The organism is Streptomyces nojiriensis (genome assembly GCF_017639205.1).
Classification (GTDB): Bacteria; Actinomycetota; Actinomycetes; order Streptomycetales; family Streptomycetaceae; genus Streptomyces; species Streptomyces nojiriensis.
On the sequence record NZ_CP071139.1, the window covers coordinates 4,207,419 to 4,222,603 of the forward strand.

General features: G+C 72.2%; 13 protein-coding genes. 7 read left to right on the forward strand and 6 right to left on the reverse strand.

Going from position 1 to position 15,185, the window contains the following annotated elements; translation table 11 throughout:
* Window positions 1-48 precede the first annotated feature (48 nt).
* Entirely contained in the window at window positions 49-1,602 is a 1,554-nt protein-coding gene (locus JYK04_RS19470; protein WP_189735178.1) for an AMP-binding protein, read from the forward strand.
* Between the two features lie 112 nt (window positions 1,603-1,714).
* Window positions 1,715-2,194: a hypothetical protein gene (locus tag JYK04_RS19475; RefSeq protein WP_189735175.1), complete on the forward strand. Its 480-nt coding sequence runs from the start codon at window positions 1,715-1,717 to the stop codon at window positions 2,192-2,194.
* 584 nt (window positions 2,195-2,778) lie between these two features.
* On the opposite strand, the gene JYK04_RS19480 is transcribed toward JYK04_RS19475, so the two are convergent.
* Window positions 2,779-4,032, reverse strand: a complete 1,254-nt coding sequence (locus tag JYK04_RS19480) for a zf-HC2 domain-containing protein (protein ID WP_189735173.1) — start codon at window positions 4,030-4,032, stop codon at window positions 2,779-2,781.
* Entirely contained in the window at window positions 4,029-4,592 is a 564-nt protein-coding gene (locus JYK04_RS19485) for a sigma-70 family RNA polymerase sigma factor (protein WP_189735171.1), read from the reverse strand. Before JYK04_RS19485 ends, JYK04_RS19480 begins: the two co-directional genes overlap by 4 nt.
* Window positions 4,593-4,893: 301 nt before the next feature.
* Here JYK04_RS19485 and JYK04_RS19490 point away from each other — a divergent pair, with 301 nt between their 5' ends.
* Window positions 4,894-5,412, forward strand: coding sequence for an EF-hand domain-containing protein (locus JYK04_RS19490; protein WP_189735169.1), 519 nt, complete (start codon window positions 4,894-4,896; stop codon window positions 5,410-5,412).
* Window positions 5,413-5,665: 253 nt separating this feature from the next.
* Here JYK04_RS19490 and purU read toward each other — a convergent pair whose 3' ends face one another.
* Window positions 5,666-6,544, reverse strand: a complete 879-nt coding sequence (gene purU / locus JYK04_RS19495) for a formyltetrahydrofolate deformylase (protein ID WP_189735167.1) — start codon at window positions 6,542-6,544, stop codon at window positions 5,666-5,668.
* A 14-nt stretch (window positions 6,545-6,558) separates the two neighbouring features.
* Entirely contained in the window at window positions 6,559-7,005 is a 447-nt protein-coding gene (locus tag JYK04_RS19500; RefSeq protein ID WP_030012051.1) for an SCO4402 family protein, read from the reverse strand.
* 195 nt (window positions 7,006-7,200) lie between these two features.
* On the opposite strand from JYK04_RS19500, the gene JYK04_RS19505 reads away from it, so the two are divergent.
* Window positions 7,201-8,490, forward strand: a complete 1,290-nt coding sequence (locus JYK04_RS19505; RefSeq protein ID WP_189735165.1) for an ABC transporter substrate-binding protein — start codon at window positions 7,201-7,203, stop codon at window positions 8,488-8,490.
* Between the two features lie 27 nt (window positions 8,491-8,517).
* Here JYK04_RS19505 and JYK04_RS19510 read toward each other — a convergent pair whose 3' ends face one another.
* Entirely contained in the window at window positions 8,518-9,888 is a 1,371-nt protein-coding gene (locus JYK04_RS19510; RefSeq protein ID WP_189735163.1) for a hypothetical protein, read from the reverse strand.
* A 353-nt stretch (window positions 9,889-10,241) separates the two neighbouring features.
* Window positions 10,242-11,621, reverse strand: coding sequence for an NsdA family TPR-like regulatory protein (locus JYK04_RS19515; RefSeq protein ID WP_189735161.1), 1,380 nt, complete (start codon window positions 11,619-11,621; stop codon window positions 10,242-10,244).
* Window positions 11,622-11,843: 222 nt separating this feature from the next.
* On the opposite strand from JYK04_RS19515, the gene JYK04_RS19520 reads away from it, so the two are divergent.
* The 3 genes from JYK04_RS19520 to JYK04_RS19530 all read left to right on the forward strand — a co-directional run bounded on the left by JYK04_RS19520 (window position 11,844) and on the right by JYK04_RS19530 (window position 15,183).
* Window positions 11,844-12,524, forward strand: coding sequence for a bifunctional DNA primase/polymerase (locus tag JYK04_RS19520; RefSeq protein ID WP_189735656.1), 681 nt, complete (start codon window positions 11,844-11,846; stop codon window positions 12,522-12,524).
* Window positions 12,525-12,661: 137 nt separating this feature from the next.
* Window positions 12,662-13,504, forward strand: a complete 843-nt coding sequence (locus JYK04_RS19525) for an ABC transporter ATP-binding protein (protein ID WP_189735159.1) — start codon at window positions 12,662-12,664, stop codon at window positions 13,502-13,504.
* A complete protein-coding gene (locus JYK04_RS19530; RefSeq protein WP_229875085.1) occupies window positions 13,501-15,183 on the forward strand; it encodes a transporter in 1,683 nt (560 codons plus the stop codon). The genes JYK04_RS19525 and JYK04_RS19530 overlap by 4 nt, the downstream gene beginning before the upstream one ends.
* Window positions 15,184-15,185: the final 2 nt, after the last annotated feature.

Consider the following 15,185-nt stretch of genomic DNA (forward strand, 5'->3'; position numbering starts at 1 on the left):
ACGCTCTGCGCTTGATCTGACTATCCGTCAGCTATGGGGAGGTCTGGGATGACGGACACCGCGACCGCGACAGAACTGAGCCGCTCCCGCACCCTGTGGGAACTGGTCTCCCGCCGGGCCGCGCTGACCCCGGACACCACCGTCCTCATCGAGGCCGCCGAGGACCCCGCACACGACCGCCGGCTCACCTTCGGGCAACTGCGCGACCGCTCCGAACGCGTCGCCGCCGGCCTCCACGCCATGGGCGTGCGCCCCGGCACGGTCGTCGCCTGGCAGCTCCCCACCCGCATCGAGACCGTGCTGCTCTCCGTCGCCCTCGCCCGGATCGGCGCCGTCCAGACCCCCGTCATCCCCTTCTACCGGGACCGCGAGGTCGGCTTCGCCCTCCGCGAGTCCAAGGCCGAGTACTTCGCCGTCCCCGGCACCTGGCGCGGCTTCGACCACACCGCCATGGCCGCCCGCCTCGGCGCGCGCGGCGTCTTCGAGGCCCACACGGCACTCCCCGACGCCGACCCGGCCGTACTCCCCGCGCCGCCCGCCTCCGGCACCGACGTCCGCTGGATCTACTGGACCTCCGGCACCACCTCCGGCCCCAAGGGCGTCCTGCACACCGACCGCTCCCTGATCGCGGGCGGCTCCTGCCTCGCGCACGCCCTGCGCCTGCGCCCGTCCGACGTCGGCTCCATGGCCTTCCCGTACGCGCACATAGGCGGCCCGGACTACCTGGTGATGCTCCTCCTGTACGGCTTCCCCGCCGTGCTCTTCGAGAAGTTCGCGATGCCGGACGCGCTGGACGGCTACCGCCGCCACGGGGTCACCGTGGCCGGCGGCTCCACCGCCTTCTACTCGATGTTCCTGGCCGAGCAGCGCAAGGCCCCGGACATCCCCCTCATCCCCACCCTGCGCCTCCTGGCGGGCGGCGGAGCCCCCAAGCCGCCGGAGATCTACCACGCGGTCGTACGGGAGCTGCGCTGCCAGCTGACCCACGGCTACGGCATGACCGAGGTCCCGATGATCACCATGGGCGCCCCGGACGACACCCCCGAGCACCTCGCCACCACCGAGGGCCGCCCCCCGGCGGGCATGTCCATCCGCATCACCGCCCCGGACGGCACCGACCTGCCGCCGGACACCGACGGGGAGGTCCGCCTCCGGGGCGAGGCCGTCTGCCAGGGCTACCTGAACGGCGACGACCGGTCCGACGCCTTCGACCCCGACGGCTACCTGATCACGGGCGACCTCGGCCACCTGACCCAGGACGGCTACCTGGTCCTCACCGGCCGGAGCAAGGACGTCATCATCCGCAAGGGCGAGAACATCTCGGCGAAGGAGATCGAGGACCTCCTCCACCAGCTCCCGGGCATCACGGACGTGGCGGTGATCGGCCTCCCGGACCCGACCCGCGGCGAACGCGTCTGCGCGGTGGTGGAACAACCCCCGGGAGCGGCCCCCCTGACCCTCCCCCAGCTGACCGCCTACCTCCGCACCCAGGGCCTGGCCACCCACAAACTCCCGGAACAACTGGAACTCCTGGAGTCCCTCCCCCGCAACGAGGCCTTGCGCAAGGTCCTGAAGTACAAGCTCAGGGAGCGGTACGCGTGACCCTGCGGGGCGGCGGCATCGCCGACCGGGAGCCGCCCGGGTGGTGGGCAGTGGCGCCTGTCCCCCTTGCGGGTGATGGCAGAGGAGGTACTTTCGAAGTACTTTCAAAGTCATGAGCCCTGAGAACGCCGCAGTGAACTTTTCCGAGCTGGTCAACAAGAACAAGCAGACACTGGCCCGACTCAAGGAATCACCGCGGCTGCTGCTGCACCGCAGAGACGGTGAGGACCTGGTCCTCACCACCGCTGCCAGGGCCGAGCAGGACCAGACGGTGGTGTCGGCCGCCACGCGGATGCTGGCGGCCATGGCCCGGCGAGAGCCCGGCAGCATGGAATTGCTCCTCGACCTCCTCCCGGAGGCGTTTCCCTGGGTTCGCTTCCTTCCCGAGCCCGACGTCCATGCCTTCGCAATCGAACTGGTCGACACCATGCGCGCCGCGGACTCGATCGGCAACAACGCGTCCGTCGCCCAGATGCTGATTGCGTGGCAGCACACGGCCGAGGTCCACTCCGACCCCGCCCTCCTGGCCGCTCTGACCACGGACCACGGCACGGACTACGGGCCGGCGCCCGACCCTCGAGAGATCCGTTGACAGCCGGCCGCGGTGACCGAGCCGCACCCCCGGCACCGGAAGGGCAGTGGGAAGTCCGCTTCGCCGACGCAGCATCGGCCAAGGGCTGGGAGTGCCTCACCCAGCAAGCACGCGAGAACACCTATCGCGCCTGGCTCACCATGCGCACAGACCCCAGGCCAGTCACCGAAACTCCTCGCCATCACCGGCTCAAGGGCACTCTGGCCCACGGAGTCCATCGCGGACAGACCTGTGCGCAGTGGCAGATCGAGGTAACGGGGGCTGGTCGAATCTGGTACCTCGTCGACGCTGCTCGTGAGACCTGCTGGATCACCTTCGCAGGCACCGGGCATCCACGAGCCACTGACAACAAATGAGTCGGCAGCGATCGTCGTATTCGAAATCCGCCCCGTACCCACCGCCGTGGACTCGTGTCGAGAAGCGCGTAGCGATGTGGCGCGCCCCTCGTCCCGGCAAGCCTCTCCGATGGCCCCGCCTCCTGCTCGTCCCCCACGCCGCCCCGCGCCCGGCGGGGCGGCGGCGCGGCGTAGGCGCGGGGGTGGAGGCCCCGCCCGAGCGGCCCCGCCCGCCGAAGGCCCCGCGACCTACAGCCGGCTCAGTGACGCCGCCGCGAACAGGACGTCGCGGATCGCCTCGCGATCGCCGTGCTGGCCCACCGCCGCCTCCTCCGGGGAGATGTGCCCGGCGGCCAGCTGGCAGAACTCGATGCCGTCCAGGGCGATCTCCGCCACCGTGCGTTCCGGCGACGGCTTCGCTCCCGGCGAGTCCAGCGCGATGTCCCAGCCTCCGCCGCCCGCGCCCTCGATCTCCAGGTGCAGGGTCCGCCCGGGTGCGCCCGCCGCGACCAGGCCCCGCGCCGGGGCCGCCAGGCCGGCACGTCTGCGCTGCGCCAGCGCGCCCGGCAGGAGCCGCGCCGCCAGGTCGATCATCCGGTGCAGGTGCGGGCCGGACGGCGGCTCGTACGGGTAGTCCACCGCCTCCGCGATGTCCCACGCGTGCACCCAGCACTCGAAGGCCCGTTCCAGGAACGCGTCCCCGAGCGGCAGCGCGAAGCCGCCGTAGTCCACCGCCAGCTCGGCGACTCCCCGGCCGGCGAAGGAGACCGTACGCACCAGCGTGTGGCCCTGTTCCCGCCACGGGTCGCGGACCTGCCGGGTGACCGGGTACGGAGTCGCACCCCAGAAGTGCTCCGTCCGCACGGTCGGCCCGCCCTTCGGCGCGTCCGGACCCAGCGGGTCGTCGAGCCCCAGCGCCGAGGCGATCAGCCCGTCCACCGTCAGCAGGTGGCCGATCACCCCGGCCACCGTGGTCCGCTGCGACCTGCGCCGCTCCTCCTCGAACCACTTGAGCCGCACCGGGGTGTGCCACTCCGAGTCCCCGAAGTCCTGCAGCAGCGCGTCGAGCCGCGCGGTCTCGGTGTCGTACGGACTCGCCCACACCGGCACCGGAATGCGGGCCGGCCGCTTGCCCAGGCAGTCCTCCAGGACGCGCGAGCGCAGCAGCGGTTTCAGGTCGAGGCTCTCCTCCGGGTGCAGCAGCCCCACCGCGTCGCGCAGCCGCAGCGCCTCCTCCGCGCAGGGCGCGCACTCGGTGAGGTGGTCCTCCACCGCCTGGGTCTCCTCGGCGGAGCAGGCCGCCAGTGCCCACGCCCCGAGCAGGGACTTCAGCACGGCGTGCGAGGGCGGAGGCGGCACCTCGGCCGGCGGCGGCGGTGGCGGCATCGACCGCGGCGCGTGCCCCGGGTCGAGGTCGTCCGCGGCCCCGCGCGGACCGGGTATCCGCGCCCGGCCGCCGGGACGCTCGTATCCGTCATCGGGCGACTGGGGAGGGCCGTTCATCGAGGCGTTCCATATCCGGACTGGGTGGTCTCCTCCTGCGGGAGGGCGTTGGCGGTCGACAGCAGCTGCAGCCCGAGCCGCAGCCTGCGCCGCGCCTCGTCCTCGCTGATCTGCAGGTCGGCGGCGGCCTGCCGGTAGTCGCGCCGCTTGAAGTACGCGAGTTCCAGCGCCGCCCGCAGGGGCGCGGGCATCGAGGTGACGATGTAGTCGGCGCGGGCGGCCGCGTTGGCGGTGCGCACCTTCTGCTCCAGCTCCTCGCGTGAGCCGCGGCCCAGTTCCGCCTGGCGCAGCCGGGCCACCGCCTGGCCCTGGGTGATCCGGGCGACCCAGGAGCGCATGGAGCCCTGCTTGGGGTCGTAGGCGTCCGGGTTCTCCCAGATGTAGCCGAAGACCTCTCGGGTGATCCGGTCGGCCGCCTTCTCGTCGCCCAGCACCCGGTGCGCCAGGCTGTGCACGAGCGAGGCGAAGCGGTCGTAGAGCTCCCCGAGCGCGGCGGCCTCGCCGCGGGCGAGTCGCTGCTGCATGCGGCGGTCCCAGCGCGGTGGTGCGTCCTTCGGCATGAATGCCCCCAGCCGTGTGTCGACTCAACGAATGTAGTGGGCACATGGCGGATCGCGCCTGTTTTGGAAGAACCTCCCCCTGGAAGTGCGCCCTGCGTGATAGGGGCGTGGCAGGGCGTGAACGGTGGTACGCCCGACGGCACATGGGGACAGGTGTACGCGCCCCACCGCGCTCCCCGTGCGCGGGTTCGATGCGGCCGCCTCCTTGACGACTTCGCTTAACGCGCAGGCCACATAGGGCTTACGCTCCTGCCTTGTCTTGATCTGAACCCCACTGCACATGTGAAGGCGGAACGCCGAAATGGACAGCGCAGAATACGAGCGCAAGATCGCCGCCCGATTCGCCACCTTCGACCAGGACGGGTCCGGCTATATCGACCGGGAGGACTTCAGCGCGGCCGCGAAGGCCGTCCTGGCCGAATTCGGTACCACCGCCCGGTCGGACAAGGGCCAGGCCGTCTTCGCGGGCGCCGAGGCCTTCTGGCAGGGAATGGCCGGCATCGCGGACGTCGACGGGGACCAGCGGGTGTCCCGCGAGGAGTTCATCACCGGGGCCGCGAAGCGGCTGCGCGACAACCCGGATCGGTTCGCGGAGATCGCGCGGCCGTTCCTGCGGGCCGTGATCGCGGTGGCGGACGAGGACGGCGGCGGCGCGACCCCACCGAACGCGGCCCGGGTCCTGCGCGTCCTGGGCACCGCCCCGGAGCTGGCCACCCAGGTCGCCGAGGCCCTGGACGCGGACCGCGACGGCCGGATCTCGGAGGACGAGATCCTGGCGGCCTTCGCGGGCTACTGCGGTGTGGAAGCCCCCGACGCGTAACGCCTGCGGCGCGCTCGGCAGTACATCCGGCCCGGCCCCGCGTTCGGCTTGGCCGGCACCATCCAGCCTCGCCGGCGTTTGAGGCGCGGGGTCTGGGGCGGCGCCCCAGGAAGCCGGGCCGCAGGGGCCGGATACCGGTGTGAGGCGCGGTGGGCCCGTGCGGGCCGACCGCTGGGGGCGCTTGCCCCCAGCCCCCGCGCCTCAAGCTCCCCCAGCCACCGCTGGGAGGTGCCCCCTGGCGAGGCTGTATCGGCTACGCGAAGACGACCGTCCGGGCGCCGTTGAGCAGCACGCGGTGTTCGCTGTGCCACTTCACCGCCCGCGCGAGCGCCTGGCACTCCACGTCCCGCCCGATCGCCACCAGCTGGTCCGGCGTCACCTCGTGGCCCACCCGCTCGACCTCCTGCTCGATGATCGGCCCCTCGTCGAGGTTCGCCGTCACGTAGTGCGCGGTCGCGCCGATCAGCTTCACACCTCGCGCGTGCGCCTGGTGGTACGGCTTCGCGCCCTTGAAGCTCGGCAGGAACGAGTGGTGGATGTTGATGATCCGCCCGCTCAGTTCCGTGCACAGCTTGTCGGACAGCACCTGCATGTAGCGCGCCAGGACCACCAGGTCGACGTTCTCGGCGCGCACCAGCTCCAGCAGCTGCGCCTCCGCCTCCGCCTTGGTGTCCTTGGTGACGGGAATGTGCACGAACGGGATGTCGTAGGAGCCGACCAGTTCGGCGAAGTCGGTGTGGTTGGAGACCACGGCCGCGATCTCGACCGGCAGGGCGCCGATCCGCGTGCGGAACAGCAGGTCGTTCAGGCAGTGCCCGAACTTGGACACCATAAGGATGATCCGCATGCGCTCCTCGGAGCGGTGGATCTGCCAGTCCATCTTGAAAGAGTCGCCGATCGCGGCGAAGCTGGCGCGCAGCTTCTCGACCGTCACCGGGGGCTCGGCCTCGAAGTGCACCCGCATGAAGAAGAGTCCGGTCTCCCGGTCTCCGAACTGCTGGCTGTCCACGATGTTGCATCCGGTCATGAAGAGGTAACTCGACACGGCATGCACGATGCCCTGCTTGTCGGGGCAGGACATGGTCAGGACGTACTGGGGCTGGGCCTGGGCCTCGGTGTGCGGGTCGCTCATGACCGCACAGCCTTTCACACCGCGCGGGTGAGGATCTTCAACACATCGAGCGATGTCGGTCGCACGTCCGGGTCGTCCCCGTCGGCTTCCGCCAGCCGTACGTGCGCCTCGCGCGCGGCACGTACCGCCTCGGGCCACGCGTGGTGCTCCAGGTAGGCGGAGACGGGGGCGTCGGGCCCGACCTGGTGGAGGATGCGGAGCACCCGCAGCACGGCGAGGTCGACGACGGCCGCCTCCTGCGAGTCGCGGAAGATCGTGCCGACGTACTTCTCGGCGGACCAGCTGTCGAGCCAGGTGTCCTCGACGAGCCGGTACACGGCGTCGGTGATGTCGCCGTACGCCTCGTCGCCGGTCAGCCAGGTGTCCTCGTGGAAGACCGGATCGGAAAGCATGTGCAGCGCCGAGCGCACGTTGCTGCGCCAGCGCCACCACGGCATGTCGTTGAGGGGCATGCCGCCCATGGTGGAGGAGCGGCCGCCTCGTCGGGAAGGGTTCTTCGAACCTTGGGCGAATGTCACGCTTTCGATCGTACGTTCCCGTTCAGTGCGATCTTGAAGCGCCCATGGAGATCACGCCCCCGTAATTCACCTGGGCGTCACCCGATGTTGTGTCCATCTCACTCGACAGTTACCGGTGGGGCGGAATGGTGCATGGACATGACCTTTTCGCGACGCGTCGCATCCCGCTCCCGCACCTTCGTGGCCACGGCGATGGGTGCGTGTCTCATCGCCGGGTGCGGGACGCTCCCCGGGGGCTCGGGGGGCTCCGGCGGAACCGTCACCGTCATGACCTTCGCCCCGGAAGACACCAAAGCGACCAACATGCCCGGCATGACCGGGATGGCCAAGGCGTACGAGCGCTACGTGAACGCCAAGGGCGGGATCAACGGGCACAAACTGCGCGTACTGACCTGCAACGAGAAGAACACGGCCTCCGGCGCCGCCGACTGCGCCCGCAAGGCCGTCGCCGAGAAGGCCGTCGCCGTCGTCGGCTCCTACAGTCAGCACGGACGCGCCTTCATGGCCCCGCTGGAGGCGGAGGGCATCCCCTTCATCGGCGGCTACGGAGTCTCCTCCGAGGAGTTCCAGTCCCCCCTGTCGTACCCGGTCAACGGCGGCCAGCCCGTCCTCATCGCCGGCGCCGGCCACCAGCTGAGCCGCGCCTGCAACCAGGTCGCCCTGGTCCGCCCGGACACCCTCGCGGCCGACACCCTGCCGGTCCTGCTCAACGCCGGACTGCGGGCCAACAAGATGGCGGACGCCTCCGACATCCGGGCCGCCGAGGACTCCGCCGACTTCGGACCGCAGGCCCGCGAGGCCCTCGCACACACCAGCGGCACCGGCAAGGAGAAGGAGAAGGAGAAGGGCTGCGTGGCCGCCGTCCTCGGCGAGCGCACCGAGACCTTCTTCGACGCCTTCCGCCGGACCGACGCCCAGCGCAAGAAGCCGCAGATCTCCTCCGTGCTGGGCAGCGTCAGCCAGTCCCTGGTGGACCGCACGGGCGGCAAGGAGAGCCCCTTCGAGGGGGCGTACCTGACCAGCTGGTACCCGGTCGCCGCCGATCCCCTCTGGGAACCCATGCGGAAGGTGGTCTCCGAGTTCGCGTTCGGCGACGACAGCGTCGACCCCGACGACAGCGGGGCGCAGACCACCTGGATCGCGTACACCGTGCTCGGCGAGATGCTCAAGCACTTCAAGGAGGACGAGCCCGTCACCGGACGCAAGGTCAAGCGCGCCCTGAACGAGTCGCAGCCGGTCAGCACCGGAGGCCTCACCCCGAAGTTGAGCTGGCGCTACCAGGACATGCGCGCCGTCGCCGGCTTCCCCCGCATCGTCAACGGCCAGGTCACCTTCCAGATCGTGCAGGCCGGGCGGCTCGTGGCGCAGCCCGGCGAGCCGTCCCTGGACATGACCCCGACCCTGGTGACGGCCCCGCCCATGGCCTGACCCGCGACGGCTCAGAGCTGGGACGGCTCAGAGCTGGGACTTGTCCCGCTTGGTGAGGCCGTACTTGCCGGCGATCGTGTTCCACATGGTCGCGGCGGACTCCTTGGCCTTGGTCGCCTCGCCGCTCGACCGGTTGCCTTCGGAAGCGTTCTTGGTGGCCTTGGCCTTGCCGTCCTTGCACTTGTCGTCGTCCACGTCGTCCGCCCAGGCCGCGTAGCTGTCGTCGGCGTCCGCGGAGGACTGCCAGGCCTTGGTCAGGGCCCCGGACAGCTTCGCGTGGTCCGGGAGCTGGTCCAGCTTCAGCTCCTGGAGGCGGGTGACGAGCTCCTCGCGCTGGCGGGCCGCGTCACGCAGGTCGGCGGCCGCCTGGTCGAGGTTGCTGCAGCCCTTGATGTCCTCCACGGCCTTGATCACCGCGGCCCGGCTGTCGTTGCTGTCCGCGAGGAGCTTGTCCAGCTGGACGGCCTGCGAGCGGGCCGGGTCGACGGGCGCCTCGCCCACGGGGGCGGCGGAGCCGCCGCTCGCGGTCGGGGCGGCGGCGACCGCACCGGGGTCGTTGTTCTGCGGCTTGTCGTCGGCGAGCAGCGAACCGACGCCGAGCCCGACGACGGCCAGGCCGATGACCACCGCGCCGATGATCGCGGGCGAGACCTTGCGCCCGGGCTCCGGGGGCGGGGGCGCGGCGTACTGCTGCTGCGGGTGCGGCTGCTGGTACTGCGGCTGCTGGGGCTGCTGCGGACGGGCCGGGTGGGGGCGCGGCGGCGGCTGGCGCAGCACGGGCTCCTGGACGGGCGGCAGGTGCTGGGTGTGCCCGGCGGAGTCGTCGCCCCGGAAGAGCCCGTCGAACCCGTCCACGGCGCGGTCGGCGGGGACCGGCGGTATGTACTGGGTCGCGGCCTCGTCGTGCGCGGGGGCGGCCGGGACCGGCGGGATGTACTGGGTCGCGGCCTCGTCATGGCCGGGGGCGGCCGGGACCGGCGGAATGTACTGCGTCGCGGCCTCGCCGTGCGCCGGGGCCGCCGGAACCGGCGGGATGTACTGCGTCGCCGCCTCGCCGTGCCCGGGGGCGGCCGGGACCGGCGGGATGTACTGCGTCGCCGCCTCGGGCAGCGGGGGGTAGCCGTAGCCGTGCGGATCCCCCGGCCCCTCGTAGCCGGGCCCCACCACGTGCCCGGGCGCGACCTCCGGGCCGGGATAGGCCTGCTGCGGGCCGGGATAGGCCTGCGGATATCCGTACGCGGCCCCGGGCTGCGCCTGCTGCTGCGGCTGCTGGTGCACCTGCTGCTGCACCTGCTCCTGCGGCTGCGGCTGCTCCGGGTACGCCGGGTATCCGGACGCCGGGTCCGGACCCCACGGGGCACCCGGCTGGGGGGCGCCCCCTTGTCCGCTCTGCGTCACCGGGACTCCTTCTCCGACTCGCCCGACCCTACGGGACCGTCAGGTCACGCTACCCCGTCACGCACCGCCACCGTGAGAGCACCCCGAACCCCGCTCGGCCCCGCCCGGGGCGTGTCCTGCCGATCAGGCCGGGTTCGACCGGCACGACACCCCCCTGGGCCGTCTCTTCCGGATCTTGCCGGGCCCGCGACGCCCGGCACCGCACCCGGCCGCGTTGTCGGGGCGCCCGAGTACGTCCAGTACACGGTGCGCCCCTCCGCCTTGCCCTGCTTCCCCTCGGCCCTGGCGGGCCCGGGGAGGCCCCATGACACCGGACACCGCGGGCTCGGCCGACAAGATCCGAAAGAGACGGCCTAAGCCGTCACCTCCAGCCGCGCCGCGAACTCCCGCACCGCCGCCTCCTCCCGGTACGGCTGCAGCCGCGCCCGGAAATCGTCCAGGTACTCCACGCCCCGGTTCGAGCGGAGCCCCTCCAGCAGCTCCGCCGCCTGCGTCGCCGTCAGACAGGCCTGCTCCACCTCCCGCTGCTGCACCTGCGCCGCCGCCAGCAGCAGCAGCCCGATGGCCCGGCGGCGCGCCTTGCCCGCCGGCAGGCCCCGCAGGGCCTCCTCCGCCCGCCTGGCCGCCGCGTCCGCCTGCCCCAGGTCGCGGTGGCAGTGCGCCAGCTCGTCCGCGAGGTACGCCGCGTCGAAGTGGCGGATCCACACCGGGTCGTCGCCCGACTCCGGCTCCGCCCGCTCCAGCGCGCTCACCGCCCGCCCGGACAGCACCGCCGTCGCCCTGCCGTCCCCGAGCAGCGCGTGGCCGCGCGCCTCGGCCGCGTAGAACATGGCCTCGACCCGCGGGGTGACCTGCCCCCGCGTCCCCTCCTGGGCGGCCCGCGCCAGCTGCGCGATCTCCCGCGGGTTGCCCAGTTCGGCGGCGAGGTGGCTCATGGACGCCGCGAGCACGTAGCCCCCGTACGCCCGATCCCCCGCCGCCTGGGCGAGGCGTAGCGCCTGGATGTAGTACCGCTGGGCCAGGCCCGGCTGGCCGGTGTCCACCGCCATGTAGCCGGCCAGCTCCGTCAGCCGGGCCACCGACGCGAACAGGGCCCGCCCGACGGGTTCCCGGTAGGAGCCGCCGATCAGCCCGGACACCACCGAGTTGAGGTAGTGCACGACCACCGGCCGGACGTGCCCGCTGCCGAAGCGGTGGTCGAGGTCCTTGAGGGCCTCGGTGGTAGCCCGGACCGCCTCCACGTCCGACATGCCGACCCGCGAGCCGCCGCTGCGGGCGACCTGGGTGTCGGCCCCGGTGATCAGCCAGTCGCGGCTCGGCTCCACGAGCGCGGAGGCGGCCACGCTGGAACCCGCCAGGAAGTCGCGGCGGCCGACGTCGCTGCGCCACAGCTCGCAGACCTGCTCGATGGCGCCGATGACGGTCGGGGAGAACTGCAGGCCGACGCCGGAGGCGAGGTTCTTCCCGTTGGCCATGCCGATCTCGTCGATGGTGACGGTGCGGCCGAGCTTGCGCCCGAGCGCCTCGGCGATGATTCCCGGAGCCCGGCCGCGCGGCTGCTGGCCGCGCAGCCACCGGGCCACGGAGGTCTTGTCGTAGCGGAGATCGAGGCCGTGTTCGGCCCCGCACATGTTCACGCGCCGGGCGAGCCCGGCGTTGGAGCACCCGGCTTCCTGGATGAGCGCCTGCAGCCGTTCGTTCGGCTGGCGGGCGACGAGAGGCCTGGCTGCCATGAAAACCCCCTGCTGACCGCGGGTGATCCGTTGGAATGATCACTTCCCGCCTGATGTGCGGAGAATCTTCCGCTCTGCGTCGTGTCGCTACCCAACTCCGGCGCTCCGGCCTCCTACGCGCCCCCACGCGTGCATCAGTGCGCCCCGTATGCAGGATCGATGCTCCGCCCGCCGCCTGGTTTACGCCCGTAACCCCGGGTGACCCGAGGAGTTGTGATGGGCGTGGAAGAGACCATCGGAGTCACGGAGACCGCACCCATCCCCAAGCAGCGCGGCGAGCAGCTGCTGGACCATGCCGTGCGGTACGCGGAAGAACGGCACTGGGATGTCTTCGCCGGCACCTGGTTGGAGCCCGCAGACGGCCGCGAGCTGTGCTCCTGCGGGGCGGCGGACTGCCCGGCGCCCGGCGCGCACCCGACGGTGAAGGACTGGGCGGCGCAGGCCACCGGCAGCGCGGTACAGGTCCGGCGGATCTGGGCGAAGCACCCGCAGGCCTCGATCCTGCTGCCGACGGGCCGCACGTTCGACGCGCTGGACGTACCCGAATCGGCCGGATTCCTCGCGCTGGCGCGGCTGGAGCGGATGGAGCGCACCCTCGGGCCGGTCACCCTCACGCCCGACCACCGGATGATGTTCTTCGTCCTGCCGGGCGCCGGCGTCAAGGTGCCCGACCTGGTGCGCAAGCTGGGCTGGCCGGCCGCCACGATCGACCTGGTGGCGCGGGGCGAGGGCGAGTACGTGGCGGCGCCGCCCACCCGCTTCGGCGGCCGGGGCTCGGTCCAGTGGGCACGGCGGCCCACACCGGCGAACCGGTGGCTGCCGGACACGGATGAGCTGATCGACGCGCTGGCCTACGCGTGCGGCAGCGAGGCCGCGGCGGAGCGCAAGCGCCGCCAGGGCTGACGCCACCTCCTGAACTCGCCCGCCACACCTGTGAAATCAGGGCGAAAACTGATGACATAAGTAACTGCTCAGGCCTCTCCCCCTCCTCCTATGGTGAAGAAGGAACGACCAACGGGGACGTAATGAGAGGCAGGCGCATGCCGGACCAGGGCGATGCGACGGGTGGAGCGTACGGAACGGGTGGCGCGCGGTCCGCGCCGCCCGCCGTGCGGGTGGAAGGTCTGTGGAAGCGGTTCGGCGACCAGGTGGCCGTCGCCGGGATCGACCTGGAACTGCCCGCCGGGCAGTTCATCGGTCTGGTGGGCCCGAACGGCGCGGGCAAGACGACCACCCTGTCGATGGTGACCGGACTGCTGCGCCCGGACATGGGGCGGGTGCACGTCGCGGGGCACGACGTGTGGGCGGACCCGACCGAGGTGAAGGCGCGGATCGGCGTGCTGCCCGAGGGCCTGCGGCTCTTCGAGCGGCTGTCGGGGCGCGAACTGCTCGGCTACATGGGCCGGCTGCGCGGGCTGCCGGGCGAGGAGACCGACAAGCGGGCGACGCAGCTGCTGGACGTCCTCGACCTCGCGGGTTCGCAGCACAAGCTGGTCGTGGACTACTCGACCGGTATGCGCAAGAAGATCGGCCTGGCGGCGGCGCTGCTGCACAACCCCGAGGTGCTCTTCCTGGACGAGCCGTTCGAAGGCGTCGACCCGGTGTCGGCGCAGACCATCCGCGGGGTGCTGGAGCGCTACACGGCCTCCGGCGCCACGGTCATCTTCTCCTCCCACGTGATGGAGCTCGTCGAGTCGCTGTGCGACTGGGTGGCCGTGATGGCCGCCGGCCGGATCCGCGCCGCGGGCCCGCTGGCCGACGTACGGGGCTCCGCGCCCTCGCTGCAGGCCGCCTTCCTCGAACTGGTCGGCGCGCACGGGCGCGACGCGGCCGGGGACTCGCTGGAGTGGCTCGGCGGCGGCTCCGGGGCGGGATCGCGATGACCTCGCCCGCCAACCCGGCCGCAGGCCCGGCCGGCACCGTGACCACTCCCGCCAACCGGGCCGCCGGAGCCGCCGGGGCCGCGCCCGCCGCGTCGGTCCCGCTGACCCCGGTCTTCGTCCGCCTCAAGCTGTCGCTGCTGCGCAACGGGCTGAAGGGCTCCTCCAAGCGCAAGGCCGCCTACTTCTCGACGCTCGCCTTCGCCCTGGTCGTCGGCTTCTTCGTGACGCTCGGCCTGGCCCTGCTGCACGGGAACGCCCACGCCGGCACGGTCGTCGTCCTGCTGGCCGCGATCCTGGCCCTCGCCTGGACCTTCATGCCGCTGTTCTTCCCCACCGGGGACGAGACCCTCGACCCGAGCCGGCTGGTCATGCTGCCGCTGCGCCCGCGTCCTCTCGTACGGGCCCTCCTCGCCTCGTCGCTGGTCGGCATCGGGCCGCTGTTCACGCTGTGCCTGGCCGTCGGCTCCGTACTGGCCGTGGCGCGCGGCGCCGCCGGCGCGGTGGCCGCCGTGGTGGCCGCGCCCCTGCTGGTCCTCGGCTGCGTGACCCTCGCGCGGGCCGTGGCCACGGCCAACGTGCGGCTGCTGACCAGCCGCAAGGGGCGTGACCTGGCGATCCTCAGCGGCCTGCTGATCGCGGTGGGCGGCCAGCTGGTCAACTTCGGCAGCCAGCGACTCTCCCAGGCGGGCGGCCTCACCACGCTGGAGCCCGTCGAGGCCGTGGTGCGCTGGCTGCCGCCGGCGACCGCCGTCGGCATGGTGGACTCGGCCAGCGAGGGCGCGTACGGGGTGGCGGCCGCCCAACTGGCCCTGACCCTGGCCGCCGTGGCCGCCCTCCTGTGGTTCTGGGAGCGGAGCCTGACCAAGCTGATGGTCACCCCGGACGGCTCGACCGTCACGGCGGCCCGGCCGACGAAGGACCGCGGCGCGGGCGGCCTGTGGTCCCTGCTGCCCGCCGGCCGGACGGGCGCGACCGTGCAGCGCACGCTGCGCTACGCCCTCCGCGACCCGAAGACCAAGGCGTCCATGGTGACCGCGCTGGCGATCGGCCTGATCATCCCCGTCTTCAACGCCCTCCAGGGCACGGGCTCCGTCTACCTCGGCTGCTTCGGCGCGGCGATGCTCGGCATGCAGATGTACAACCAGTTCGGCCAGGACACCTCCGCGTTCTGGATGGTCTCGCAGACCATCTCCTCCACGCGCGACGCGTACGTGGAACTGCGTGCGCGGGCCGCCGCGCTGGCCCTGGTCACCGTCCCGTACACGGTCCTGGTCATGGTGATCACGGCCGCGGTGATCGGTGACTGGTCCTCCTTCCCGGCGGCGACGGGCCTGGCCCTGGCCCTGCTGGGCTCGATGCTCTGCACGGGGGCACTGGCCTCGGCCCGCTTCCCGTACTCGATCCCGTCGGACGGCGCCTTCAAGAACGTCGTCCCGGGACAGGCCGGGCTCGCCTGGGCGGGCATCTTCGCCGGGCTGCTGGTCTCGGCGGTGGTCTCCGCCCCGGTGATCACCCTGACGATCTGGCTCAAGGCGGCCGGCCACCAGGACATCTCCTGGATCGTGCTCCCGCTGGGTGTGGCCTGGGGCGCACTGGCCGCCTGGGCGGGCCTGCGGCTCGCGGCCCCGACGGTGGCGCGCAAGCTCCCGGAGATCCTGTGGGCGGTCAGCAAGGGCTGACG